Raw genomic sequence first — 23,508 nt, 5'->3', positions numbered from 1 at the left:
CTGGAAGTCCCCGGCCAGCTCGGCGCCGTACTCCTTCAGCCGCCGCGCGTGCGCGTCGCTGATCAGGACGCGCGCCCCACTCCGACGAAACCGACGGTTACTGGTCGCGGTACATCTCCGCCACCAGGAACGCCAGGTCCAGCGACTGGCTGCGGTTGAGCCGGGGGTCGCAGGCCGTCTCGTAGCGCTGGTGCAGGTCGTCGACGAAGATCTCATCGCCGCCGCCCACGCACTCGGTGACGTCGTCACCGGTGAGCTCGACGTGGATGCCGCCCGGGTGGGTGCCCAGACCCTTGTGGACCTCGAAGAAACCCTTGACCTCGTCGAGCACGTCGTCGAAACGACGGGTCTTGTGGCCGGAGGCCGCCTCGTAGGTGTTGCCGTGCATCGGGTCCGTGATCCAGGCGACGGTCGCGCCGGAGGCGGAGACCTTCTCGACCAGCTCGGGCAGCTTGTCGCGGACCTTGTCGGCGCCCATGCGGACGATGAAGGTCAGCCGGCCGGGCTCGCGGTCGGGGTCCAGGCGGTCGATGTACTGCAGCGCTTCCTCGGCCGTGGTCGTCGGGCCGAGCTTGATGCCGATCGGGTTGCGGATCTGCGACGCGAACTCGATGTGCGCGTGGTCCAGCTGCCGGGTGCGCTCACCGATCCACACCATGTGCGCCGAGACGTCGTACAGGCGCCCGGTGCGCGAGTCCACGCGGGTCAGCGCCGACTCGTAGTCCAGCAGCAGCGCCTCGTGCGAGGAGTAGAACTCGACGGTCTTGAACTCCTCCGGGTCGGTCCCGCAGGCCCGCATGAAGTTCAGCGCCTGGTCGATCTCCCGGGCCAGCTGCTCGTAGCGCTGCCCGGACGGGGACGACTTGACGAAGTCCTGGTTCCAGGCGTGCACCTGGCGCAGGTCGGCGTAGCCGCCGGTGGTGAAGGCGCGCACCAGGTTGAGCGTGGAGGCGGACGCGTTGTACATCCGCTTCAGGCGCTCGGGGTCCGGGATACGGGCCTTCTCGTTGAACTCGAAGCCGTTGACGGAGTCGCCCCGGTACGTCGGCAGCGTCACGCCGTCGCGGGTCTCGGTTCCCTTGGAGCGCGGCTTGGAGTACTGGCCGGCGATGCGGCCGACCTTCACGACCGGCACCGAGGCGGCGTACGTCAGCACGGCGCCCATCTGGAGCAGGGTCTTGAGCTTGTTGCGGATGTGGTCCGCGGACACGGCGTCGAAGGCCTCGGCGCAGTCGCCGCCCTGGAGGAGGAACGCCTCTCCCTTGGCGACGGCCGCCAACCGGGCGCGCAGCTGGTCGCACTCGCCCGCGAAGACGAGCGGCGGATACGACTCGAGGTCCGCGATCACTGCGCGCAGAGCCTCGGTGTCGGGGTACTCGGGCTGCTGCGCCGCGGGCAGGTCTCGCCAGGTGTTGCCAGCGCTCGCGCTGGTCTTAGCGTTCACGGTCACGGCATCAACATTACGGGGTCGTGTCGGGGCTCCAGCGCCTTGCCCAGCAAATGAGACACGAGGTACGAGGGTCGGACATGGGGTAAGGTGCGGCGCATGTTCGCGCTGACGACCCAGAACTGGTGGTGGACCGCTCATCCGGCGGCCCACTGACTGCGCGTACGCAAGACTTCGCGAAGGCCGCCCGAGGGGCGGCCTTCGGCGTTTCCGGGGCCGTTCCTCACCGACATCGAGTGATCGGGAGTTAGAGGAACCATGGACCTGACAGGCCTGCTGAACGACGACCGCCCCTTCGCCCTGCTCCGCCGCCGTACCCCCGGCCACGACGGGAACACCGTCGAACTGCTCGTCGGCCCGGTCAGCACCTGCGACCGGCTCGCCGACCTCCCCGACGAGGGCCTCGCGCTCGTCCCCTACCGCCAGATCCGCGAGCGCGGCTTCGACGTACGGGACGACGGGACCCCGCTCGCCGTCCTGACCCCCGAGGAGACGCACACGCTCTCCCTCGCGGAGGCCCTCACCCGGCTTCCCACCCATGACGTCCGCGTCGAGAACGGCGGCTTCGACGTCCCCGACGACGAATACTCCGGGATCGTCGGGCGTGTCCTGCACGAGGAGATCGGGCGCGGCGAGGGCGCCAACTTCGTGATCCGGCGGACGTACCAGGGGCAGATCCCGGGATTCTCCCGCGCGGACGCCCTCGCCCTGTTCCGGCGGCTCCTGGTGGGCGAGCGGGGCGCGTACTGGACCTTCGTCGTCCACACCGGCGAGCGCACCCTGGTCGGCGCGAGTCCCGAGGTGCATGTGCGGATGACCGGCGGGACCGTCGTCATGAACCCGATCAGCGGGACCTACCGCTACCCCGCCGAGGGCCCCACCCCCGAGCATCTGCTCGGCTTCCTGGCCGACGGCAAGGAGATCGAGGAGCTGTCGATGGTCGTCGACGAGGAGCTCAAGATGATGTGCACCGTCGGTGACATGGGCGGCGTCGTCATCGGGCCCCGGCTGAAGGAGATGGCACACCTCGCGCACACCGAGTACGAACTGCGCGGCAGGTCCTCGCTGGACGTGCGGGAGGTCCTCAGAGAGACGATGTTCGCGGCGACCGTCACCGGCTCTCCGGTGCAGAACGCCTGCCGGGTCATCGAGCGGCACGAGGTCGGGGGCCGCGGCTACTACGGGGGCGCGCTGGCGCTGCTCGGGCGGGACTCCGGCGGGGCGCAGACCCTGGACTCCCCCATCCTCATCCGCACGGCGGACATCTCCACCGAGGGACACCTGAGGGTCCCGGTCGGCGCGACCCTCGTGCGCGGCTCGGACCCGGTGAGCGAGGTCGCGGAGACCCACGCGAAGGCGGCGGGAGTACTGGCGGCTCTCGGCGTACGACCGTCCCGGCCGCGCGCGGAGCACGCGCGCGTGAGCCTCGGCGACGACCCACGCGTGCGGGCCGCGCTCGACGGGCGCCGCGCGCACCTCGCCCCTTTCTGGCTGCGGATGCAGGAGCGGTCCGGGGAACTCACCGGACACGCCCTGGTGGTCGACGGCGAGGACACCTTCACGGCGATGCTCGCGCACGTGCTGCGGTCGAGCGGCCTGGAGGTGACCGTACGGCGTTACGACGAGCCCGGCCTCGAGGGCGCGGTGCTCGCGCACGAGGGGCCCGTCGTGCTCGGCCCCGGTCCCGGCGACCCGTCCGACCCGCACGATCCCAAGATGCGGTTCCTGCGGGAGCTGACCGCGCTGGTGATCCGCGAGAACCGGCACGGCGTGCTCGGCGTCTGCCTCGGCCATGAGCTGATCGCGGCCGAGCTGGGGCTGGAGATCGTACGGAAGGAAGTGTTGTACCAGGGGGCGCAGACGACGGTCGACCTGTTCGGGCGGCCGGAGACGGTCGGCTTCTACAACAGCTTCGTGGCGCACTGCGACGACGAGGCCGCCCGGGAGCTGGCCGCGCACGGCATCGAGGTGAGCCGGAGCGCCACCCACGAGGTGCACGCCCTGCGCGGGCCGGGCTTCGCCGGGGTGCAGTTCCACCCGGAGTCGGTCCTGACGCTGAACGGCGCCGCCGTCGTACGGGAGCTGGTCGCTCAGCTGCGGGGTACCAGCACGTTCCCGGAGCGGCGGCCCGCCCTGTAGTCGAGGACGTTGCGCACCGTGGCGTCGATGATCTGGCCGACGGCGTCCTCGGTGTAGTAGGCCTGGTGGGAGGTGACCAGGACGTTCGGGAAGGTGACCAGGCGGGCCAGGGTGTCGTCCTCGATGGCCTCCAGGGACCGGTCGACGTAGAACAGGCCCGCCTCCGCCTCGTACACGTCGAGGCCGACGCCCGCGAAGCGGCCGGCGCGCAGTTCGGTGACGAGGGCCGCGGTGTCGATGAGGCCGCCGCGGCTGGAGTTGACCAGGATCGCGTCGTCCTTCATGGCCTTCAGGGCGTCGGCGTCGAGGAGGTGGGTGGTCTCCGGCATCAGCGGGACGTGCAGGGTGATCAGGTCGGACTCGGCGAGAAGCTGTTCCTTGGGGACGTACTTCATGCCGAGTTCCAGGCAGCCGGGGTTCTCGGCGACGTCCCAGCCGAGCAGCCGCATGCCGAAGCCGTGGGCGATCCGGGTGAAGGCCTCGCCGATCTTGCCGGTGCCGAGGACGCCGACGGTACGGCCGTGCATGTCGCGGCCCATCAGGCCGTCGAGGCGGAAGTCGAAGTCACGCGTACGCGTGGAGGCGCGCACGACACGGCGGTTGACCGCCATGGCGAGGGCCCAGGCGAACTCGGCGACCGAGTACGGCGAGTAGTACGAGACCCGGGCGACCGTCAGGCCGAGGCGCTCGGCCGCCTCGAGGTCGATGTTGTTGAAGCCGGTGGAGCGCTGGGCGATCATCCGCGTGCCGCCCGCCGCGAGGAGCTCCAGGACACGGGCGCCGAGCTCGGCGTTGACGCTGGTGGAGACGGCCTCGTAGCCGGAGGCGATGGGGGCGGTGTCCTCGTTGAGGAAGACGTCCAGGCAGCGGACCTCGTGGTGGCCGGCGAACGCGCTCTCGATCAGGGGCTTCTCGTCGGCCTGCACACCGAAGGCAAGGATCTCCAAGACGTCTCCCTTTGGTCGGCCATGGGCCGAATATACGACCCACGGCCGACTCTCGCCGGATCAGCCGAAGAACACCCCGACCTCGTCGTACAGCTCCGGATCGACCGTCTTCAGCTTCGCCGTCGCCTCCGCGATCGGCACCCGCACGATGTCGGTGCCGCGCAGCGCGACCATCTTGCCGAAGTCGCCGTCGCGGACGGCGTCGATGGCGTGCAGGCCGAAGCGGGTGGCGAGCCAGCGGTCGAAGGCGCTGGGGGTGCCGCCGCGCTGGATGTGCCCGAGGACGGTGGTGCGGGCCTCCTTGCCGGTGCGCTTCTCGATCTGCTTGGCCAGCCACTCGCCGACCCCGGACAGCCGCACATGTCCGAAGGAGTCGAGCGACTCGTCCTTGAGGACCATGTCGCCGTCCTTGGGCATGGCCCCCTCGGCGACGACCACGATCGGGGCGTACGACGCCCTGAAGCGGGAGGTGATCCAGGCGCACACCTGGTCGACGTCGAAGCGCTGCTCGGGGATGAGGATGACGTTGGCACCGCCGGCGAGACCGGAGTGCAGGGCGATCCAGCCGGCGTGACGGCCCATCACCTCGCAGACCAGGACGCGCATATGGGACTCGGCGGTGGTGTGCAGGCGGTCGATGGCCTCCGTGGCGATGCCGACCGCGGTGTCGAAGCCGAAGGTGTAGTCGGTGGCGGAGAGGTCGTTGTCGATGGTCTTCGGTACGCCGACACAGGGCACTGCGTGCCGGTCGGAGAGCTGCGCCGCGACACCGAGCGTGTCCTCGCCGCCGATCGCTATGAGCGCCTCGATCTCCCGCGCGGCCAGGTTCTCCTGGATCCGGCGGATGCCGTCCTGCTGCTTCAGCGGATTGGTGCGCGAGGAGCCGAGGATGGTGCCGCCACGGGGCAGGATGCCGCGCACGGCCGGGATGTCGAGACGCACGGCGCGGTCCTCCAGTGGACCTCGCCAGCCGTCCCGGAAGCCGGTGAAGTCATAGCCGTACTCCTGTACGCCCTTGCGGACTATGGCCCGGATGACGGCGTTGAGGCCGGGGCAGTCGCCGCCTCCGGTCAGTACTCCGACACGCATGGACAGTTCCCTTCGCCGCAGGTGCCTGCCGAAGGGTCAGTGTGACGCGCGTCTCACTCGTCGTCGAGGCCCCGTTCGATGGCGTAGCGGACGAGCTCGACCCGGTTGTGGAGTTGCAGCTTGCCGAGGGTGTTCTGGACGTGGTTCTGGACCGTGCGGTGGGAGATGACCAGACGCTCGGCGATCTGCTTGTAGCTCAGGCCCTTGGCGACCAGGCGCAGGACCTCGGTCTCCCGCTCGGTGAGCTGCGGGGCCTTCGGCCGGTCGGGGTCGGTGGTGGGCGCGGGGTCGGAGGCGAGGCGGCGGTACTCGCCGAGGACCAGCCCGGCGAGGCCGGGTGTGAAGACCGGGTCGCCGACGGCCGTACGGCGGACCGCGTCCAGGAGTTCGTCCGTCGACGCCGACTTCAGCAGATAGCCGGTCGCACCCGACTTCACGGCCTCCAGGACGTCGGCGTGCTCACCGCTCGCCGACAGGACGAGGACGCGCAGGGCCGGGTTGTGGCCGACGAGTTCCTTGCAGACCTGGACGCCGGGTTTCACCGGCAGGTTCAGGTCGAGCACCAGCACGTCGGGCCCGGCGGCCTTGGCCCGGCGTACGGCCTGCTCGCCGTCGCCCGCGGTGGCGACCACGTCGAGACCGGACTCCGCCAGGTCCCGGGCGACCGCGTCGCGCCACATGGGGTGGTCGTCGACCACCATGACCTTGATCGGACCCTTGTCACTCATCGCTGTCCTGCCTTCCCCCGTGAGATTTTCGGTACCTTCAGCTCGACCTCCGTGCCCTGCCCCGGAGGCGAGATCAGCTCGGCGCTGCCGCCGAGGTCGCGCAGCCGGCCCCGGATCGACTGGGCCACCCCGAGCCGCCCCTCCCCCTCGGCCTGCGCGAGCCGGCCCTCGGGGATGCCGGGCCCGTCGTCCCGTACGGTCACGATCACCTCGTCGGGCTCGTCCTCGACGAGGATCCACGCACGCGCGTGCTCACCGGCGTGCCGGTGCACGTTGTCCAGGGCGGCCCCCACGGCCGCGGCCAGCTCGCGCGCCGCCGGCGGGGGCAGCGGGACCGGGGCGCCGGGCTCCACGAGGGAGACCTTCGCCGAGGCGTACGGGGCGAGCAGCGCGCGCAGGTCGAGCGCCCCGTCGACCGACTCGTCGTCCGGCTCGTCGTCGACGACGTGGACGACCGCTCCCTGGGCCGCGTCCCGCGACACCCGGGAGACGGACGTCAGCCCGCCGGAGACCAGGGTGCGCAGCGCCACCTCCTGCTCACCGGCCATCCGGCCCAGCTCGGCCGCCTCGCCGCCCATGACCGCGCCCCTGCGCTGCACCATGGCGAGCACCTGCAGGACGCTGTCGTGGATGTCCCGGGCCAGCCGCTCGCGCTCCCGGGTCGCCGCCTCGATCTCCAGGGCGCGGGCGAGGGTGCGCTCGGAGGCGCGGGCGACCTCGACGACGTAGCCGATGGCGATGGAGGCGACCCAGACGAGGATCACGTTGTGGACGGTGTCGCGGGCCGGCTGGCCGCGCTCGAACAGGTTGGCGGCGGCGACCGGTGTGGAGGCGAGCGCGGCCCAGCGCCAGCCGCCCTTGATGGCGAACGCGAGGACGGAACCGGCGGTCCATATCGACGGCAGCGTGGGGCCGCCGCTGTCGATGTGGTGCTGGTCGACGACCAGCGGGGTCAGCACGATGCCGGTGAGCGCGATCGCGAGGTCGACGGCGAGGAAGCGCTTGGTGCACGCGGCCGCGTTCTGGACGCGGGGCAGCGTGGCCAGCGTCCAGACGCACAGGACGACGTAGTAGGCGATGGCGATGCCGGGCCGGTCGAAGTCGTCGTACTGGCTGGCGAAGAGCCCGACCGCGTACAGCATGGTGAGCACCCGGTATCCGGTCAGCGCGCGCCACAGCGGCTGCTCGACCGACATGCGCATGACGCGTACCTGCTTGGCCATGTCCCCCACCCCCGGCCCCGACCGCCGTGTCCCAGGATCCTAGGACGTCGGCTGCTGGGGCTTGTCCTTCTCGGCGGCCGCCTTGGCCGCCTTCTCCGCCTTGGCGGCCTTCTCGGCCTTGGCCGCTTCCGAGATCTGCCGCTTGGCGGCGGTCGCGTAGATGTCGACGTACTCCTGGCCGGAGAGCTTCATGATCTCGTACATGACCTCGTCGGTCACCGCGCGCAGCACGAAACGGTCGTGCTCCATGCCCTGGTAGCGGCTGAAGTCCAGCGGCTCGCCGATGCGGATGCCCGGCCGCATCAGCTTGGGCATGACCTTGCCGGGCGGCTGGATCTTCTCGGTGTCGATCATGGCGACCGGGATGACCGGGGCGCCGCTGGCGAGCGCCACGCGCGCGAGGCCGCCGGGCTTGCCGCGGTACAGACGGCCGTCGGGCGAGCGCGTGCCCTCGGGATAGATACCGAACAGCTCGCCGCGCTCCAGGACGTCGAGGCCGCTCTTGATGGCTGCCTCGCCCGCGCCGCGCGCGCCGGAGCGGTCCACCGGAAGCTGGCCGACACCCTTGAAGAAGGCGGCCGTGAGGCGGCCCTTCACCCCCGGCGTCGTGAAGTACTCGGCCTTCGCGATGAAGGTGACCTTGCGGTCGAGCACCGCGGGCAGGAAGAAGGAGTCGGAGAACGAGAGGTGGTTGCTCGCCAGAATGGCGGGGCCCTCGGCGGGAATGTTCTCGAGGCCTTCCACCCAGGGCCTGAAGGCGACCTTCAGTGGCCCTCCGATGGCGACCTTCATCGTGCCGTACAACAACCGAGTGCCTCCTGTGTTCGTCGAACAGACCTTAACCCGGAGCCCTGTCAAACAGTCCGACGGCCCTGGTCGGTGTCAGTGCGGTCGCGTACGGTGAACCACACCTGGACTTGCTCACGCTTCTTTCATGAACAGGAGACCTAGGTGCCGGTCCTCCCCGGAGCCGAGCCGTTCCGCCATGAGGGCGGGGAGGCCGGTGTCCTTCTCTGCCACGGCTTCACCGGTTCCCCCCAGTCGCTGCGGCCCTGGGCCCAGTACCTCGCCGAGCGCGGCCTGACGGTCTCCCTGCCGCTTCTGCCCGGGCACGGCACCCGCTGGCAGGACATGGCCCTCACCGGCTGGCAGGACTGGTACGCCGAGGTGGACCGCGAGCTGCGCACCCTGACCGAGCGCTGCAGCTCGGTGTTCGTGGCGGGGCTGTCGATGGGCGGCACCCTGGCCCTGCGTCTGGCCGCCAAGCACGGGGACGCGGTGCGCGGCGTCGTGGTCGTCAACCCGGCCAACCGCATGCACGGCCTCGCGCCGTACGCCCTTCCGGTGGCCCGCCACTTCGTCCGTACGGCGCCCGGGATCGCCAGCGACATCAAGAAGGAGGGCAGCGTCGAGCTGGGGTACGACAAGGTGCCGCTGCACGCGGCGCACTCCCTGCGCACCTTCTTCCGCCAGGTCGACGGCGAGCTGCCGCAGGTCACCCAGCCGCTGCTGGTGCTGCGCAGCGCCCAGGACCACGTGGTGCCGGCGGCCGACTCCGCGCGCGTGCTGAGCCGGGTGTCGTCGACGGACGTAACTGAGATCGTGCTGGAACAGAGCTACCACGTGGCGACGTTGGACCATGACGCGGAGCGGATTTTCGACGAGAGCCTCGCGTTCATCGGCCGGCACACCACCGGCATCGGCAGTGAAGGGACGGCCGCCCGTGGCTGAGCACGACTCCGACCGCGAGGACCGCGAGCCGGACGAGCAGGGCGTCCCGTTCGACGAGGAGGCCGCGTGGGCGGCCATCGTCGCCGGGTATGGCGAGGAGCCGGCGGACCCGCCGGGCACGAAGCCCTTCAAGTCGGTCGAGGACCTCGCGCTGCTGGAGACCGAGACGAACGACGAGCCGACGGTGACGGCGGAGAAGACGGAGCCCAGACCGAAGACGGACGAGAAGCCGGCGAAGCCGCTGGGCGGTTCCGTCTCCTTCGCGCCCGGCGTCGGGCCGCGCGACTACAGTGCGCCGGAGCCGTCCGAGGACGACTTCGAGGAGGACGACGAGGGGCATTTCGTGCCGCCGGAGCCGCCTCCTCTGCCCGCCGCCGACACCACCGCCAAGTTCGCCTGGCTCGGGGTGCTCGGCGGGCCGGTGCTGCTGCTGGTCGCGGTGCTGCTCGGCTGGGAGATGACGTGGTGGCTGGCCACGGTGGGCATCGGCGGGTTCCTGGGCGGCTTCGTCACGCTGGTGACGCGGATGCGGGCGGACGACGAGGACGACGAGGGTCCCGGCCGGGGGGCCGTCGTCTAGTCCGGCTCAGGTCGCGGGAATGTCGAGGGTGGCCAGGACCGGGAGATGGTCGGTGGCCGCCCTCAGGTCTGCCTCGGTGATTCCCGGAAGGTCCGTGGGGACCCCGCAGCCGACCACCTCGATGCCCTTCGTGGCGAAGATCGCGTCGATGCGCCGGTGGGGTTCGGTGCGGGTCCAGGTGGGTTCGCCGCCGGTGGGGCTGGTCGCCCAGCAGTCCTGAAGGCTGTCCGCGATGCGGGTGAAGGCGGGGCCTGCGGGGTGTTCGTTGAGGTCGCCGCCCGCGACGGCGTGCTCCACGCCCATACCGGCGAGGCGGTCGAGGAGCATGCCCGCCTGGTCGTAGCGCTCGTCCTTCCGCAACGACAGGTGACAGCTCAGGACGCCGAGCCGGGCGCCGCCGAGTCGTACGACGGCTGTGGCGAAGCCCCTTCGGTGCTGGCCGGGGGTCAGGGGGAGGAGGACGTCCTCGGTGCGTTCGACGGTGGCACGCAGGTCGCAGAGGATCGCGGGGCCCGCCGCGGTACCGCCTCCGGTGAGGACGACCAGTCCTGTGGCTGACGCCAGCCTGGCGAGTTTCTTGCGCCAGCGGAAGAAGCGGGGGGCTTCCTGGATGAGGACGAGATCTGGTTCGCAGGCCCGGATGACTCGGGCCAGCGCGTCTGTGTCGTCCCGCATCGAGCGGATGTTGTAGCTCAGGACTTTGACCGGAACCATGTGGATCAATCTACGCCCCATGGGGGGCGCGAGGACCGACTGCGACAGCCCCGCGCCCCTGAGCAGGCGACGACACCCCTACATGATCGGGTCCGGCTCTCTCGCCAGGTCCGCCGCGCCCACCAGGCCCGCCTTGTTGCCCAGTTGGGCCGCGATGACGTCGGCCACCGGGCGCCAGTTGCCGCCCACCAGCCAGCGCTTGTAGGACTTGCGGATCGGGTCCAGAACCAGTTCGCCCTCGTCGGACAGGCCGCCGCCGACGATGAAGGCGGACGGGTCGAAGAGGGAGGCCAGGTCGGCGAGGCCCGCTCCGGCCCAGCGGGCGAGCTCGCGGTAGGAGTCGACGGCGACCGGGTCGCCCTGGCGGGCGGCCATGGAGATGTGCTTGCCCTCGATGCCGTCGGGGCTGCCGTCGCCGAGTCCGAGGAGGATCTCGGCGTTCTCCGGGGTGGCGTTGGCGCGCTGCTTGGCGTACCTCACCAGGGCACGGCCGGAGGCGTACTGCTCCCAGCAGCCCTGCGAACCGCAGCCGCACAACAGCCCGTCCGGGACCATCCGGATGTGGCCGAACTCGGCCGCGACACCGAAGTGGCCGCGGCGCAGCTTGTTGCCGATGATGATGCCGCCGCCGAGGCCGGTGCCGAGCGTGATGCAGATGACGTTGCGGTGGCCCTTGCCCGCGCCGAACTTGTACTCGCCCCACGCGGCCGCGTTGGCGTCGTTCTCCACGACGACCGGAAGGCCGACACGGGTCTCGACCTTCTCCTTCAGCGGCTCGTTGCGCCAGTGGATGTTGGGGGCGAAGTAGACCTCCGAGCGCTGGCGGTTGACGTATCCGGCCGCACCGATGCCCACGCCCACGATCGCGTGCCCGGCGCGCGCGCCCTCCACCGCCGAGGCGATCGCGTCCACGATGCCTTCGGCCGTGCCCGGGGTCGGCACCTTGTGGGTCGAGAGGATGTTGCCTTCCTCATCGACCACGCCGGCCGCGATCTTCGTGCCGCCGATGTCGACGCCGATGGTGAGTCCCATGAATCCCTCAGTTTCGGTCGAGCCCCGCTACGGCCAACCGTACCCGAGGCCCTGCCGTCAGGGGGTTTCAGTCCAAGTCGATGCGTTCGGGGCCGGGGTCCTCGCCCTTGTCGCGCAGGGTGTCGTCACGCCGGCTCCAGCGCTGTTCCTGCGCCTGGACCGCGGAGCGGTACGCGGCGAGGAGTTCGCCACCGGCGGCGGCGAGGTGGTCGAAGACGTCGGGGTTGCGCTCGATGACCGGCTCGACGGCGGCCTTGGCCTGCTGGACGACCTGTTTGACCACCTGCTGGGCGGCGGGTCCGGCGATGCCTCCGAGGAGGGGGGACTGGATGCCTGACAGCTTCTCGGCGACGTTGTCGACGAGCTTGCGCAGTTCCTCGGCGGCCGAGCCCGGGGGCGGGCCGTACTGGGTGCGGCGGCGGGCCTTCTCCGCCGCGAGATCCTCCGCGACCGCCGTCGCCCACGCGTCGGCGTCGGTCGCCCGCACCTCGTCCACGGCGTCCACGGGCTCGCGGTCCGCGGCGTCGGGCGGGGGGAGCTCTTCGCTCATGACGACCTCCTGACTACGGTTCGTCTCTACGACGTTACCCGAATGGGCGTACGTGGTTCACGGGGTGCGGGGCCACAGATCCGGGTCCGGCGCGAAGCGGATCCGCAGCTCGCCCTCGCGCAGGGCGGCGCCGGCGACGGTGCAGCGGCGCAGGGCCGAGGGCAGCGGGACGATCCTGCGGAACTGCCCGGCGCTGACGAGGAGTTCGTCGCCGCGCCGGATCAGGTCCAGCTCGTCGCGGACGGCGCCGGGCAGCGGGATGTGCCACACCAGCACCCCGCTGTCGGCCAGGTGATCGGCCACGGGCCACTCGACGGTGGACGTCGTGTCGTTGACCCCGGGGACGGTGAGGGCGCCGAGATCGTCGCCGCCGCGCGGGTCGTGGCCGAGATGCGGGACGGCCTGGACCTCGTACGACTCCTGCCACTCCTCCAGGGCCTTGCGCTGCTGGGCGACAAGGCCTGCGGGCCAGTCCTCCGGTACGACGCGGTTGGCCACCAGGGTGTCGGGGCGCAGGCCGCGCAGGGCGAGGGCGAGGCTCGCGGCCCGTACGGCGTCGGTGCCGGCGGGCCCGGGTTCGGCGACGAGTCGTACGACGGCCCGCCGGTCGGCGAGGACGGCCTGGACCGCGCCGAGTTCCGTGTCCCAGCGGGCGGCGGTCTCGTACAGCCACTCCGAGGGCATGGGGACGCCGGCGAGCCGCCCGAGCACGGGGCGCAGGCCGGCGGCCGCCTGGCGCTCGGCGGGCAGGAGTCGGCGCAGGTAGCGGCGCAGTTCCTCGGGGAGGGAGAGGAGCGCGAGGGCCTGCTGGGTGGGCGGCAGGTCCACGACGAGCAGCTCGTGCCGCTCGGAGAGGGCCGCGTCGCGCAGGGCGCGCAGCAGGGTGAGTTCCTCGGCGCCGGGGAGGGGGGTGACCTCCTCGGGGTCCAGACGGGAGGCGCCGAGCAGGTCGAGCACGTTGGAGGCACGGTCCTGGAATGCGGCGAGATCGTCGCGGAAACCGGCGGTGGCGTCGGGGCGCCAGGCGGTGAGGGTGGGGGTGACCTGGGTGGGGGTGGGGCCCGTTCTCGCGCCGAGGACCGCCCCCAGGGTGTCTGTCCGGTCGGCGCTCAGCACCAGGGTGCGGGTTCCCTCGCGGGCGGCGGCGAGCGCGGTGGCGGCGGCGACCGTCGTACGACCGCTGCCGCCGGGGCCGGTGATCAGGATGGTGCGCATAGGGGTGAACCGTAACGGACGCCGGGGACGTGCCTCGCTGTGCCGTCTTGCGGCTGCGGGCGCGTCGTGGCTGGTCGCGCAGTTCCCCGCGCCCCTGGGTGGGTGCAGTCGCGGCCCATCCAGCGCGGGGAACTGCGCGACCGGCCCCCACCGGCCCGCAGCCGACAGCGAACCGGCGTCCCCCTACTGCCCCGACTCCACCCGCTTCTTCAGACCCGCCAGCGCCCGGTCGATGATGACCTTCTCCGCCTTGCGCTTGATCATGCCCAGCATCGGGATCTTGACGTCGACCGTCAGCAGGTAGGTGACCTCCGTCGCCCCCGCCCCCGCCGGCTTCAGCACGTACGAACCGTCCAGCTGCCGCAGCATCTGGGACTTGACGAGCGTCCAGGAGACCTCGTTCTCGCCGGTCCACGTGTAGCCGAGGACCTGGTCGTCCTTGATGGCGCCCGCGTCCATGACCAGCCGGACCTGCTCGGCACGGCCGGAGGGGTCCGTGGAGAGCACCTCCGCCTGCTTCACCTCACCCGTCCAGTCCGGGTAGCGGGCGAAGTCTGCGATCACGGCCATGACGTCGGCCGGCGCAGCTTCGATCGTGATGCTCGAACTGGTGTGTTCCGCCATCGCCGTGGCTCCTCCAGATAAGGTCCGGTGAGGAAGGGTGGTACGCACGTCTGTGCAGCGTGAAGGCTACCGCGCGGACGGAGTCACCATTCCAGCGCCCACGGCTTGCCGCTCCCCGCGAAGTGCCCGACATTCACGCACTCGGTCGCCCCGATCCGCATCCGCCGGACCAGGGGCTGGTGGACATGGCCGAACAGCGAGTAGCGGGGCCGGGTGTGGCGGATCGCGGCCAGCAGCGCCCGGCTCCCCCGTTCGAACCGCCGCGCCACCGTGTCGTAGACCAGCTCGGGCACCTCTGGCGGGATGTGTGTGCACAGCACGTCCACCTCGCCGACCGCCTCGATCTTCGCCGCGTACTCCTCGTCGCTGATCTCGTACGGCGTCCGCATGGGGGTTCTGAGACCACCGCCGACGAAGCCGAACGTCCAGCCGCCGATCTCCACCCGTTCGCCGTCGAGCACGGTCGTGCCGGGACCGGCGTATTCCGGCCACAGCGGCGGCATGTCGACATTGCCGTAGGTGGCATACGTCGGTGTCGGGAACGCGGCGAACATCTCGGCGTACTGCTTGCGCACCGCCGTCTCGATCACGGAGGCCCGGTCGGCGCCGATCCCGCCCCACAGGCGGGCCCCGAGTTCCCGCGCCTCCTCGAAGCGGCGGGCGGTGCGCAGTTCCACGATCAGGTCGGCGTTCTCCGTCCCGAACAGATCGGGGAAGATGCCGCGCGAGTGGTCGGCGTAGTCCAGGAACAGCACCAGGTCGCCCAGACAGATCAGGGCATCGGCACCCTCGCCGGCTCTGGCCAGGTCACGGGCGTTGCCGTGCACGTCACTGACCACATGTACGCGTGTCTTCCGGTTTCCGGCCGGTGTGGGTGCCATGACGATCAAGGGTAGGCCTGTGGGGCATACGTGAACAGTGCCGACCGGGGCTGCGGTTACTGGCCAGTCAGTAAGCAGGTGGACTACTGTGCCGGAGAACCCCAATCCGTGTGACGCAGCGAACATCTCGCCGGGACCCCCTGTCGAAGAAGCCATACCGGCGGGTAACGTCCGGGCAGTCCAGTCGTGCTCAGCTTTCAATTACTGAAACCCTGAGTACCTGCCCGAGCCTTGGACCGACCGTCGCATCACACAACGTCGTGGCGCCGGCGCCCTATGAGGAGCAGCAGTCTTGCGCGAGTTCAGCCTTCCGGCTTTGTACGAGGTCCCTGCGGACGGCAATCTCACCGACATCGTCCGTAGAAACGCCGCGCAGCATCCTGACGTCGCCGTCATCGCCCGCAAGGTGGGCGGTCAGTGGCAGGACGTGACGGCCACGGCCTTCCTTGCCGAGGTGCACGCCGCCGCCAAGGGGCTCATCGCCTCCGGTGTGCAGCCGGGCGACCGGGTCGGTCTGATGTCCCGTACCCGCTACGAGTGGACGCTGCTCGACTTCGCGATCTGGAGCGCGGGCGCGATCACGGTGCCGGTGTACGAGACCAGTTCACCCGAGCAGATCCAGTGGATCCTCTCCGACTCGGGCGCGACCGCCTGTGTCGTGGAGCTGGACGGTCACAGCGCGGCCGTCGAGTCGGTGCGCGAGCAGCTGCCCGCGCTCAAGCACGTGTGGCAGATCGAGGGCGGCGGGGTCGAGGAGCTGGGCCGCGCGGGCAAGGACATCAGCGACGCGGCCGTGGAGGAGCGCAGCTCGCTGGCGAAGGCCGACGACCCGGCGACCATCGTGTACACCTCCGGCACCACCGGCCGTCCCAAGGGCTGTGTGCTGACCCACCGCAGCTTCTTCGCGGAGTGCGGCAACATCGTGGAGCGGCTGCGCCCGCTGTTCCGCACCGGCGAGTGCTCGGTCCTGCTGTTCCTGCCGCTCGCGCACGTCTTCGGCCGGCTGGTGCAGATCGCGCCGATGATGGCGCCGATCAAGCTGGGCATGGTCCCGGACATCAAGCAGCTCACCGACGAACTGGCGTCCTTCCGGCCGACGCTGATCCTCGGCGTCCCGCGCGTCTTCGAGAAGGTCTACAACTCGGCCCGCGCCAAGGCGCAGGCGGACGGCAAGGGCAAGATCTTCGACAAGGCCGCCGACACGGCGATCGCCTACAGCAAGGCGCTGGACACCCCGTCGGGCCCGTCGCTCGGTCTGAAGATCAAGTACAAGACCTTCGACAAGCTGGTCTACAGCAAGCTGCGGGCCGTGCTGGGCGGTCGCGGCGAGTACGCCATCTCCGGCGGCGCCCCGCTCGGCGAGCGCCTCGGGCACTTCTTCCGCGGTATCGGCTTCACGGTCCTGGAGGGCTACGGCCTGACCGAGTCGTGCGCCGCGACCGCGTTCAACCCCTGGGACCGTACGAAGATCGGCACCGTCGGGCAGCCGCTGCCGGGCTCGGTGATCCGGATCGCGGACGACGGCGAGGTGCTGCTGCACGGCGAGCACCTGTTCAAGGGCTACTGGAACAACGAGGCCGCGACCGCCGAGGCGCTCACCGACGGCTGGTTCCACACCGGTGACATCGGCACCCTCGACGAGGACGGCTACCTGAGGATCACCGGCCGCAAGAAGGAGATCATCGTCACCGCGGGCGGCAAGAACGTCGCCCCGGCCGTGATCGAGGACCGTATCCGGGCGCACGCGCTGGTCGCGGAGTGCATGGTGGTGGGCGACGGGCGGCCGTTCGTGGGCGCGCTGGTCACCATCGACGAGGAGTTCCTGGGCCGTTGGGCCGAGGAGCACGGCAAACCGGCGGGTTCCACCGCGGCGTCACTGGCCGGGGACGCGGACCTGAACGCTGCGATCCAGGCCGCGATCGACGACGGCAACGCCGCGGTGTCGAAGGCGGAATCGGTGCGGAAGTTCCGCATTCTGTCCTCCCAGTTCACGGAGGAGACGGGCCACCTCACGCCGTCCCTGAAGCTCAAGCGCAATGTGGTGGCGAAGGACTACGCGGCCGAGATCGAGGCGATCTACGCGAAGCAGTAAGCCTTCTGACGGTACGTCATGGCGCGGTGTCCTCCACGAGGACCCGCGCCATCGTGCGTTCGGCGAGCGCGGTGATGGTGACGAACGGATTCACCCCGATGTTGCCGGGGATCAGCGAGCCGTCGGTGACGTACAGCCTCGAATAGCCCTTCACCCGGCCGTAGTTGTCGGTTGCCCTGCCCAACACGCAGCCGCCGAGCGGGTGGTAGGTGAAGTCGTCGGCGAAGACCTTGTTGCCGGAGCCGAAGAGGTCGTACCGGTAGATGGTCGAGTTGGCGGAGTTGATCCGGTCGAAGAGCTTCTTGGCCATGCCGGAGGAGACCGCGCTCTGGGCCGCGCTCCAGTCGAGCCCCAGCCCCCCGCTGCCGTACGAGAACCTGGCGCGCTGCGGGTTCTTGGTGATCGCCAGGTACAGGCTCACCCAGTGCTCCAGTCCCGTGGGTAAAGGCGCGATCTCGGCGAAGACGGGGTTGTCGGCGTTGGCCCAGTCGTCGATGCCCATGACCGGCATGGTCGACTGGTTGGCCCCGACGGTGTCCCACAGGTGGTTGGCCCGGCCGAGCATCGTGTTGCCGTTGGGCCCCCAGCCCGCCCCGACGCTCGCGTCCAGCGCCGGGAGGGTGCCCGACTGCCGTGACCGGAGCAGGAGTTCGCTCGTGCCGAGGCTGCCGCCGCCGAGGAACAGATAGGTGCAGCCGTACTGCTTGGTCTCGACGACCGCGCCGGTGTAGTCGATGCGGTCGGCGCTCAGCACCCAACTGCCGTCGCTCGCCCGGCTGATCCCGGTGACCTTCTCCATGGTGTGGATGGTGACGTTGCCGGTGCCGAGCGCGGACGCCAGATACGTCTTGTCGAGGCTCTTCTTGCCGAAGTTGTTGCCGTAGATGACCTCCTGGCCGAGGGCGGACTTGGTGGCGGTGCCCGCGGCCTCGCGCTGCATGTAGCCGAAGTCGTAGACGCTGGGCACGAAGGTGGTCTTGAGGCCGGTGTTCTGGGCGTGCTTCCGGGAGACCCGGGTGAACCGGTACCACTCGGTCGACTCGAACCAGGCCGGGTCGACGGTGTTGACGCCGAGCATGGCGCGGGCGCGCGGGAAGTACGTGCCGTACATCTCCGCGGTGTCGACGGTCGGGAACTGCTCGGCGAAGTAGGACTGGAGCGGGGTGACCGCCATCGACCCGTTGACCAGGGAGCCGCCGCCGACCCCGCGGCCCACGAAGACGGACATGTTGGCGAAGTGCACCCGGTCCAGGACGCCGGGGTAGGGGCTGACGTCCTTGTTGACGACGTCCAGCCACAGGAAGGTGGCCAGCGGGGCCTCGGTGCGGGTGCGGAACCACATGGAGCGCTGGTCGGGGTTGGCGGTGTTGCAGAAGACCTTGCCGTCGGGGCCGGCGGTGTTCCAGAGCCGGCCCATCTCGAGGACGAGGGTGCGGATGCCGGCCTGGCCGAGGCGGAGGGCGGCGACGGAGGCGCCGTAGCCGGAGCCGACGACGATGGCGGGCGCGGACTCGACCGCGGCGGGCTCGTCCGCGTGGGCCGACTGGAGCCCGACACGCGTGAAGCCGAGAGTGGCCGCCGTCTGGAGGGCGGCCATACCAAGGATCTGACGTCTAGTCAGCTGACGCTGCATCAGTTTTACTGTCATGCGCGCAGCATCGGCGGATTATCGGCCTCCGGCTAGAGCAACGTCTTCAACTTCTCCGCCAACAAGTCCCAGCGCCACTTCTCCTCGACCCACTCACGTCCCCGCTCCCCCATGCGCCTCCGCAGTTCCGCGTCGCCGAGGAGGACGGTGATCCGTTCGGCGGCCTCCTCGGGGGAGCCGCCCCGCACCACCCAGCCGGTCTCGCCGTCGAGCACGGCGTCGGGAGCGCCGCCCGAGTCCCCGGCGACGACGGGCAGCCCGGTCGCGGAGGCCTCCAGGTAGACGATCCCCAGCCCCTCCACGTCGAGCCCGCCCCGGCGGGTCCGGCACGGCATCGCGAAGACGTCCCCGGCGCCGTAGTGCGCGGGCAGCTCGGCCCAGGGCACGGCCCCGGTGAAGCGGACGGACCCGGCGACCCCGGTCTCCTGGGCGAGCCTGCGCAGCTCCTTCCCGTAGGGCCCGCCGCCCACGATCAGCAGCACGGCGTCGGGCTCCTCGGCCAGGATCCGCGGCATGGCGAGGATGAGGGTGTCCTGCCCCTTGCGCGGCACCAGCCGCGAGACGCACACGACCACCGGCCGGTCCGTCAGTCCCAGCCGCGCCCGCACGGCGTCGCCGCCCGACCCGGGATGGAAGGTCTTCTCGTCGACCCCCGGCGGCAGCTGCACCATCCGTGCGGCGGCCTGCGGGCTCAGTGCACCGGCGATCCGCGATCGCGTGTACTCGCCGAGGTAGGTGATGGTGTCCGTCGACTCCCCGATACGACCCAACAGCTGCCGTGCGGCGGGCAGTTGGGCCCACCCCGCCTCGTGCCCGTGGGTCGTCGCCACCAGCCGCCCGGCGCCCGCCCTCCGCAGCGCCGGCGCCATCAGGCCGAGCGGCGCGGCCGCCCCGAACCACACCGACGTACAGCCGTGCTCGCGCAGCAGCCCGACGGCCTTCCGGGTGGCCCCGGGGGTCGGCAGCAGCATGGTGGTGGAGTCCCGTACGACGGTGAAGGGCTGCTCGGCGTCGAAGGCGGCGGTGGCCTCGGCACCCTCCCGGCCGCGCTTCCAGGTGGAGGCGTAGACGACCAGGCGCTCCGGGTCGAGCCGCAGCGCCATGTTGTGCAGGAACGCCTGGATGCCACCGGGGCGGGGCGGGAAGTCGTTCGTCACGATCAGGGTCTTGTGCATCGCGGCAGACCCTACCGAACCGGCTGCTCACAGCCGGGCGCGGTCACGTTTATGGCACCCTCACAGGAGAGCGGGACATCATGTTCCCCTCAAGGGCGCAAGAGAACGGCAGGGGATCACGTGGAGACGAGGGCCGTGCGGTGGTCTCTGACCGGACTGCTGCTGACCTGGGGCGTGACCAGGCTCCTGCTCCTGCTGTGGGTCTTCAAGGTGTACGTCTTCCCGGGCCCGGACGTCACGAGTGACGTGTCGGTCATCTACCAGGGCTGGTACGACGTCCTGCGCACCGGAACGTTCCCTCAGTCCGACGTGACCTGGCAGTACCCGCCCGCCGCGGCCCTCGCGATCCTCTCCCCCGCGCTGCTGCCGTTCCTGGAGTACACGCAGGCCTTCTTCCTCATGGCCTTCGCCGCCGACCTGGCCGCCCTGCTCCTGCTGCTGTACGCGGGTCTGCGTGACGGGCGGCGGCTGCGGGGGGCCTGGGTGTGGGTGGCGGGCGTACCTCTGCTCGGCCCGACCGTCTACTCCCGCTACGACGTGATGGTGACCGCGGTGGCGGTCGCGGCGGTGCTCGCGGCCGCCCGGCATCCGAAGGTGGCGGGGGCCCTGGTGGGCTTCGGGGCGCTGCTGAAGGTGTGGCCGGCGCTGATCCTGGTCGGCATCCGCAGACGCAGCGTGTGGGCCTCGGCGGCGGTGACGGTCGTGGTGGTCGCCGGGCTTTTCTCGTCGGCGATGCCCGGGGCCTTCGCCTTCCTGACCTTCCAGCGGGAGCGGGGCACCGAGGTGGAGTCGCTGGGCTCGCTGGTCTTCCACATCGCCCGCCACCACGGCTGGGACGGCTCCGTCATGCTCAACTACGGCTCGGTCGAGTTCCTCGGCCCCGGGGTGACCGCCGTCAGCACGGCCGCGCTCACGCTGACCGGCATGGCCTTCGGACTGCTGCTGCTGTGGCGGCTGACGGCCACCCGGTTCGAGGCGCACACGGCGGCCGACGCGGCGCTGGTGGCGGTGCTGATGTTCACCACCACCAGCCGGGTGATCAGCCCGCAGTACATGGTGTGGCTGGTCGGCCTCGCGGCGGCCTGTCTGTGCTTTCGCGCGAGCCGGATGGGCCTCACGGCCGTCCTGGTGCTGACGGCGTGCTTCGTGACGGTCCTGGAGTTCCCGATCCGGTTCGCGGACGTCGTGGGCAGCACCCCCCTCGGCATCACCCTCCTCCTCGTGCGCAACGGCCTGCTGGTCCTGGCCACGATCACCGGGATGCGCGAGCTGTGGCGTTCGACGGTCCCGAACCGGACCCCACCGACCCCGGCCCCGGACCAGTCCACCACCCCGGCCCGCGAGCCCTCGCCCTCCTCCTGAACCCGGGCATCCGCCCGCAGTGCGGGAACAGCACGCCGTCGTGTCGGATCAGCCGAGCTGACTCCGCAGGTACTCCTGCCAGTCGGTGGTGAAGGTCTTCAGGTCGGTGTCCAGGACCTGCGCCATGGCCTCCTCCACCGCCCCCGGACGCTTCTTGTGCGTGCCCACGGCTCGGTAGAACTCGCCCAGCTTCGCCTCGCCCCACCGGTCCGCGATCATCCGGCAGGCCATCCAGCCGCTCTCGTAGGACACCGCGAGCCCGGACGTGCTGCCGTCGAAGCCGAAATCCGCGTCGGTCGGCAGGGCGGCCGGCATCCGGCCCGCGGAGACGGCCTCCCCGAGTTCCGGCGCGGCCTCGGCCGGGGTGCGCCCGGTGTCCCGGTAGCCGACCCAGTCGGCGTACCCCTCCGACAGCCACAACGGCGTCGCGGCGGTGGTGTCGGCGCGGGTGGCGACATGGGTGGTCTCGTGGGTGAGCACGACCTGTCTGCCCACGGTGCCGAGCAGGCCGTACGCGTCGGGGTTGACGATGATCCGGTCCGCGGGGGCCTGCGCCGGGGCTCCGGTCTCGCCGGTGGTGACGGCCGCGATCCCGCGGTACCAGGAGGCCGGCGAGCCGAGCAGGCCCGCCATCCCCTCCAGGGACTTCGGTACGAGCACGACGACGTGCCGGGACCACCTGGTGCCCCAGGCGTCCGACACGGCGGGCACGGCGTGGTCGGCCAGGTCCGCGAAGGAGTGCAGCCGCTCGCCGGACTGGCCGACACCGAGGACGATGCTGTGCCTGCCGCGGACGACGGCCACCTTGCCCTGGTCCCAGAGCAGCTGCGAGGCCTTGCCGGCGGGCTTCTCACCGACGACGTACCACTGGTCGGCCGCGTCCAGGGAGAGGTCCAGGGTGCGGGCGACGGTGGCGGGGGCCTGGTCGTATCCCCGGACCTGGTAGCGGAGTTCGGCGTCGGCGGTGGCCGTGGCGCCGGTGCGGTGCACGGCCGTGACCTTGTAGGACCAGGAGGCGAGCGGCACCGCGCTGACGTTGTCGAACCAGCTCGCGGTGCCCGTCTCGGCCATCGCCGCCTTGTCGCGGTCGAGGACGGCAGCCGCCCGCCGGTCGAGGACGTGCTGCACGTCGGCCTCGGCGGTGCCGGTGGCCGTCGGCCTGCCGCCGCAGGCCACCAGCGAGGCGAGCAGCAGGCACAGCACCACGACACCGTGTTTCGACGCCCGCCTTCGACCAGCCATGTCTCCCGATCGTACGGGTATCGCCGCCGTCGGTCAGGGGCGTGTGACCGTCGCCCCCGGCATCATGTCCACCGGGTCGTAGCGCACCGGGGCGCCGGGGTACGGGGCGTGCACGACCTGGCCGTTGCCGACGTACATGCCGACGTGGCTGGCGTCACCCCGGTAGGTGACCAGATCGCCGGGCCGCGCCTGGGAGAGCGGTACCTGGCGGCCGGCGTAGCGCTGGGCCTGCGAGGTGCGCGGGAGGGAGACGCCGGCCTGGGCGTACGACCACTGCATCAGGCCCGAACAGTCGAAGCCGCCGGGCCCGTTGGCGCCCCACACGTACGGCTTGCCGATCGCGGACTGCACGGCGGCCACGGCGGCGGCCGCCCGGCCCGAGGGCGCCTCGGCACCCGAGAGGTCGGGCATCTCCGAGCGACCGGAGCGGGAGGCCCGGTCGTAGGCGGCGCGCTCGTCGTACGGCAGGGAGTTGAGCAGCGCGCGCGCTCTGGCGAGCTTCTTCTCGACGGTCCGCTTGTGGGAGGCGACGGCCTTGCGGCTCCTCTCCAGTTCGTCGAGCTGCCGGGCCGCCTCGCTGCGCTCCTGGGCGAGTTCGCGCATGGCGTCCTGGAGGTCCCTGAGCTCGCCCGCCTGGTGGGCGTTGATGCGGTCCAGGACGGCCGCCTTGTCGAGGTAGTCGTCCGGGTCGTCGGAGAACAGCAGCGCCAGGGACGGGTCGAGGCCGCCGGAGCGGTACTGCGCGCCGGCCAGTGAACCGAGCTTCTCCCGCTTGGAGTTGATGCGCTCCTGCTGCCGGGCGATCGTGTCCTGTGCGGTGCGGACCTCCTCGCGCAGCGAGTCGGCGCGGGCGTCGGCCTTGTTGTAGGCCTCGGTGGCCCGCTCGGCCTGCTCGTAGAGGCGGTCCACCTCGGCCTTGGTGTCGGCGGACGGGGCGGCGACGGCCGGTACGGCGCCGAGCGCGGCGGCCGCCGCGGACAGCACGCACAGGGCGGCACCGGCGCCCCGGTTGAACCCGGACGTCTGGACAAGGCGGCGATGGGACCCCACGGGAAGCCGCGCTCCTTCCACTGGCGGACTGGGACGTTC

The 23,508-nt window shown here is 71.0% G+C and carries 22 protein-coding genes and 1 pseudogene; 6 read left to right on the top strand and 17 right to left on the bottom strand.

The annotated features are described in order from the left end of the window. Both ABZT93_RS24695 and ABZT93_RS24690 read right to left on the bottom strand, forming a co-directional pair. Positions 1–96: pseudogene (locus ABZT93_RS24695) on the bottom strand (short chain dehydrogenase); the annotation flags it as partial. Position 97: 1 nt separating this feature from the next. Continuing rightward, positions 98–1,450, bottom strand: coding sequence for a class II 3-deoxy-7-phosphoheptulonate synthase (locus tag ABZT93_RS24690; RefSeq protein WP_356108127.1), 1,353 nt, complete (start codon positions 1,448–1,450; stop codon positions 98–100). A gap of 96 nt (positions 1,451–1,546) precedes the next feature. On the opposite strand from ABZT93_RS24690, the gene ABZT93_RS24685 reads away from it, so the two are divergent. Together ABZT93_RS24685 and ABZT93_RS24680 are read left to right on the top strand one after the other, a co-directional pair. Next, on the top strand, positions 1,547–1,603 hold the full coding sequence (locus ABZT93_RS24685) for a trp operon leader peptide (protein ID WP_123970384.1): 57 nt from the start codon (positions 1,547–1,549) through the stop codon (positions 1,601–1,603). A 102-nt stretch (positions 1,604–1,705) separates the two neighbouring features. Further along, the gene (locus ABZT93_RS24680; RefSeq protein WP_356108124.1) at positions 1,706–3,586 is read left to right on the top strand and encodes an anthranilate synthase family protein; all 1,881 of its coding nucleotides are present in this window, start codon (positions 1,706–1,708) and stop codon (positions 3,584–3,586) included. Here ABZT93_RS24680 and ABZT93_RS24675 read toward each other — a convergent pair. From ABZT93_RS24675 to ABZT93_RS24655, 5 genes are read right to left on the bottom strand one after another with little or no spacing between them, the layout of a single operon-like run. Further along, positions 3,538–4,533 (bottom strand): 2-hydroxyacid dehydrogenase, encoded by a 996-nt coding sequence (locus tag ABZT93_RS24675; protein ID WP_356108121.1) that lies wholly within the window; start codon positions 4,531–4,533, stop codon positions 3,538–3,540. The genes ABZT93_RS24680 and ABZT93_RS24675 overlap by 49 nt on opposite strands. A gap of 60 nt (positions 4,534–4,593) precedes the next feature. After that, a complete protein-coding gene (locus ABZT93_RS24670) occupies positions 4,594–5,622 on the bottom strand; it encodes a 6-phosphofructokinase (protein WP_356108119.1) in 1,029 nt (342 codons plus the stop codon). A gap of 53 nt (positions 5,623–5,675) precedes the next feature. Next, the gene (locus tag ABZT93_RS24665) at positions 5,676–6,350 is read right to left on the bottom strand and encodes a response regulator transcription factor (protein WP_356108116.1); all 675 of its coding nucleotides are present in this window, start codon (positions 6,348–6,350) and stop codon (positions 5,676–5,678) included. Continuing rightward, complete coding sequence (locus ABZT93_RS24660) at positions 6,347–7,573, bottom strand: DUF5931 domain-containing protein (protein WP_356108113.1); 1,227 nt, start codon at positions 7,571–7,573, stop codon at positions 6,347–6,349. The genes ABZT93_RS24665 and ABZT93_RS24660 overlap by 4 nt, the downstream gene beginning before the upstream one ends. Positions 7,574–7,612: 39 nt before the next feature. Further along, positions 7,613–8,377 (bottom strand): lysophospholipid acyltransferase family protein, encoded by a 765-nt coding sequence (locus ABZT93_RS24655; RefSeq protein ID WP_356108147.1) that lies wholly within the window; start codon positions 8,375–8,377, stop codon positions 7,613–7,615. 147 nt (positions 8,378–8,524) lie between these two features. On the opposite strand from ABZT93_RS24655, the gene ABZT93_RS24650 reads away from it, so the two are divergent. Together ABZT93_RS24650 and ABZT93_RS24645 are read left to right on the top strand one after the other, a co-directional pair. Next, positions 8,525–9,304 (top strand): alpha/beta fold hydrolase, encoded by a 780-nt coding sequence (locus tag ABZT93_RS24650; RefSeq protein WP_356108111.1) that lies wholly within the window; start codon positions 8,525–8,527, stop codon positions 9,302–9,304. Continuing rightward, positions 9,297–9,884: a hypothetical protein gene (locus tag ABZT93_RS24645; protein ID WP_356108109.1), complete on the top strand. Its 588-nt coding sequence runs from the start codon at positions 9,297–9,299 to the stop codon at positions 9,882–9,884. Before ABZT93_RS24650 ends, ABZT93_RS24645 begins: the two co-directional genes overlap by 8 nt. 6 nt (positions 9,885–9,890) lie before the next feature. Here the strand turns inward: ABZT93_RS24645 and ABZT93_RS24640 are convergent, their stop codons facing one another. The 6 genes from ABZT93_RS24640 to ABZT93_RS24615 form a co-directional block, all read right to left on the bottom strand. Continuing rightward, positions 9,891–10,598: an endonuclease/exonuclease/phosphatase family protein gene (locus tag ABZT93_RS24640; RefSeq protein ID WP_356108108.1), complete on the bottom strand. Its 708-nt coding sequence runs from the start codon at positions 10,596–10,598 to the stop codon at positions 9,891–9,893. 78 nt (positions 10,599–10,676) lie between these two features. Beyond that, positions 10,677–11,630: an ROK family glucokinase gene (locus ABZT93_RS24635; protein ID WP_031061936.1), complete on the bottom strand. Its 954-nt coding sequence runs from the start codon at positions 11,628–11,630 to the stop codon at positions 10,677–10,679. Between the two features lie 67 nt (positions 11,631–11,697). Then, the gene (locus tag ABZT93_RS24630; protein WP_356108105.1) at positions 11,698–12,180 is read right to left on the bottom strand and encodes a DUF5304 family protein; all 483 of its coding nucleotides are present in this window, start codon (positions 12,178–12,180) and stop codon (positions 11,698–11,700) included. 57 nt (positions 12,181–12,237) lie between these two features. Then, on the bottom strand, positions 12,238–13,395 hold the full coding sequence (locus tag ABZT93_RS24625) for an ArsA-related P-loop ATPase (protein ID WP_356108103.1): 1,158 nt from the start codon (positions 13,393–13,395) through the stop codon (positions 12,238–12,240). Between the two features lie 183 nt (positions 13,396–13,578). Further along, entirely contained in the window at positions 13,579–14,019 is a 441-nt protein-coding gene (locus tag ABZT93_RS24620; protein WP_356108100.1) for an SRPBCC family protein, read from the bottom strand. Between the two features lie 83 nt (positions 14,020–14,102). Beyond that, complete coding sequence (locus ABZT93_RS24615; protein WP_356108098.1) at positions 14,103–14,900, bottom strand: metallophosphoesterase; 798 nt, start codon at positions 14,898–14,900, stop codon at positions 14,103–14,105. A 292-nt stretch (positions 14,901–15,192) separates the two neighbouring features. On the opposite strand from ABZT93_RS24615, the gene ABZT93_RS24610 reads away from it, so the two are divergent. Beyond that, positions 15,193–16,992, top strand: coding sequence for an AMP-dependent synthetase/ligase (locus tag ABZT93_RS24610; RefSeq protein WP_356108095.1), 1,800 nt, complete (start codon positions 15,193–15,195; stop codon positions 16,990–16,992). Positions 16,993–17,008: 16 nt separating this feature from the next. Here ABZT93_RS24610 and ABZT93_RS24605 read toward each other — a convergent pair whose 3' ends face one another. Together ABZT93_RS24605 and ABZT93_RS24600 are read right to left on the bottom strand one after the other, a co-directional pair. Further along, a complete protein-coding gene (locus ABZT93_RS24605; RefSeq protein ID WP_356108145.1) occupies positions 17,009–18,589 on the bottom strand; it encodes a GMC oxidoreductase in 1,581 nt (526 codons plus the stop codon). An 83-nt stretch (positions 18,590–18,672) separates the two neighbouring features. Further along, the gene (locus tag ABZT93_RS24600; protein WP_356108094.1) at positions 18,673–19,815 is read right to left on the bottom strand and encodes a glycosyltransferase family 4 protein; all 1,143 of its coding nucleotides are present in this window, start codon (positions 19,813–19,815) and stop codon (positions 18,673–18,675) included. 120 nt (positions 19,816–19,935) lie between these two features. Between ABZT93_RS24600 and ABZT93_RS24595 the strand changes: the two genes are divergently transcribed. Next, positions 19,936–21,177, top strand: coding sequence for a glycosyltransferase 87 family protein (locus tag ABZT93_RS24595; protein ID WP_356108091.1), 1,242 nt, complete (start codon positions 19,936–19,938; stop codon positions 21,175–21,177). Between the two features lie 48 nt (positions 21,178–21,225). Here the strand turns inward: ABZT93_RS24595 and ABZT93_RS24590 are convergent, their stop codons facing one another. Continuing rightward, on the bottom strand, positions 21,226–22,419 hold the full coding sequence (locus tag ABZT93_RS24590) for a hypothetical protein (RefSeq protein WP_356108088.1): 1,194 nt from the start codon (positions 22,417–22,419) through the stop codon (positions 21,226–21,228). Positions 22,420–22,452: 33 nt separating this feature from the next. Further along, complete coding sequence (locus ABZT93_RS24585; RefSeq protein ID WP_356108085.1) at positions 22,453–23,469, bottom strand: NlpC/P60 family protein; 1,017 nt, start codon at positions 23,467–23,469, stop codon at positions 22,453–22,455. Between the last annotated feature and the right edge of the window lie 39 nt (positions 23,470–23,508).

This window comes from Streptomyces sp. NPDC005303, assembly GCF_040607335.1.
Taxonomy (GTDB): domain Bacteria; phylum Actinomycetota; class Actinomycetes; order Streptomycetales; family Streptomycetaceae; genus Streptomyces.
The sequence above is the reverse complement of the archived record's forward strand: the minus strand, read 5'-3'. Positions and strand labels throughout refer to the sequence as shown.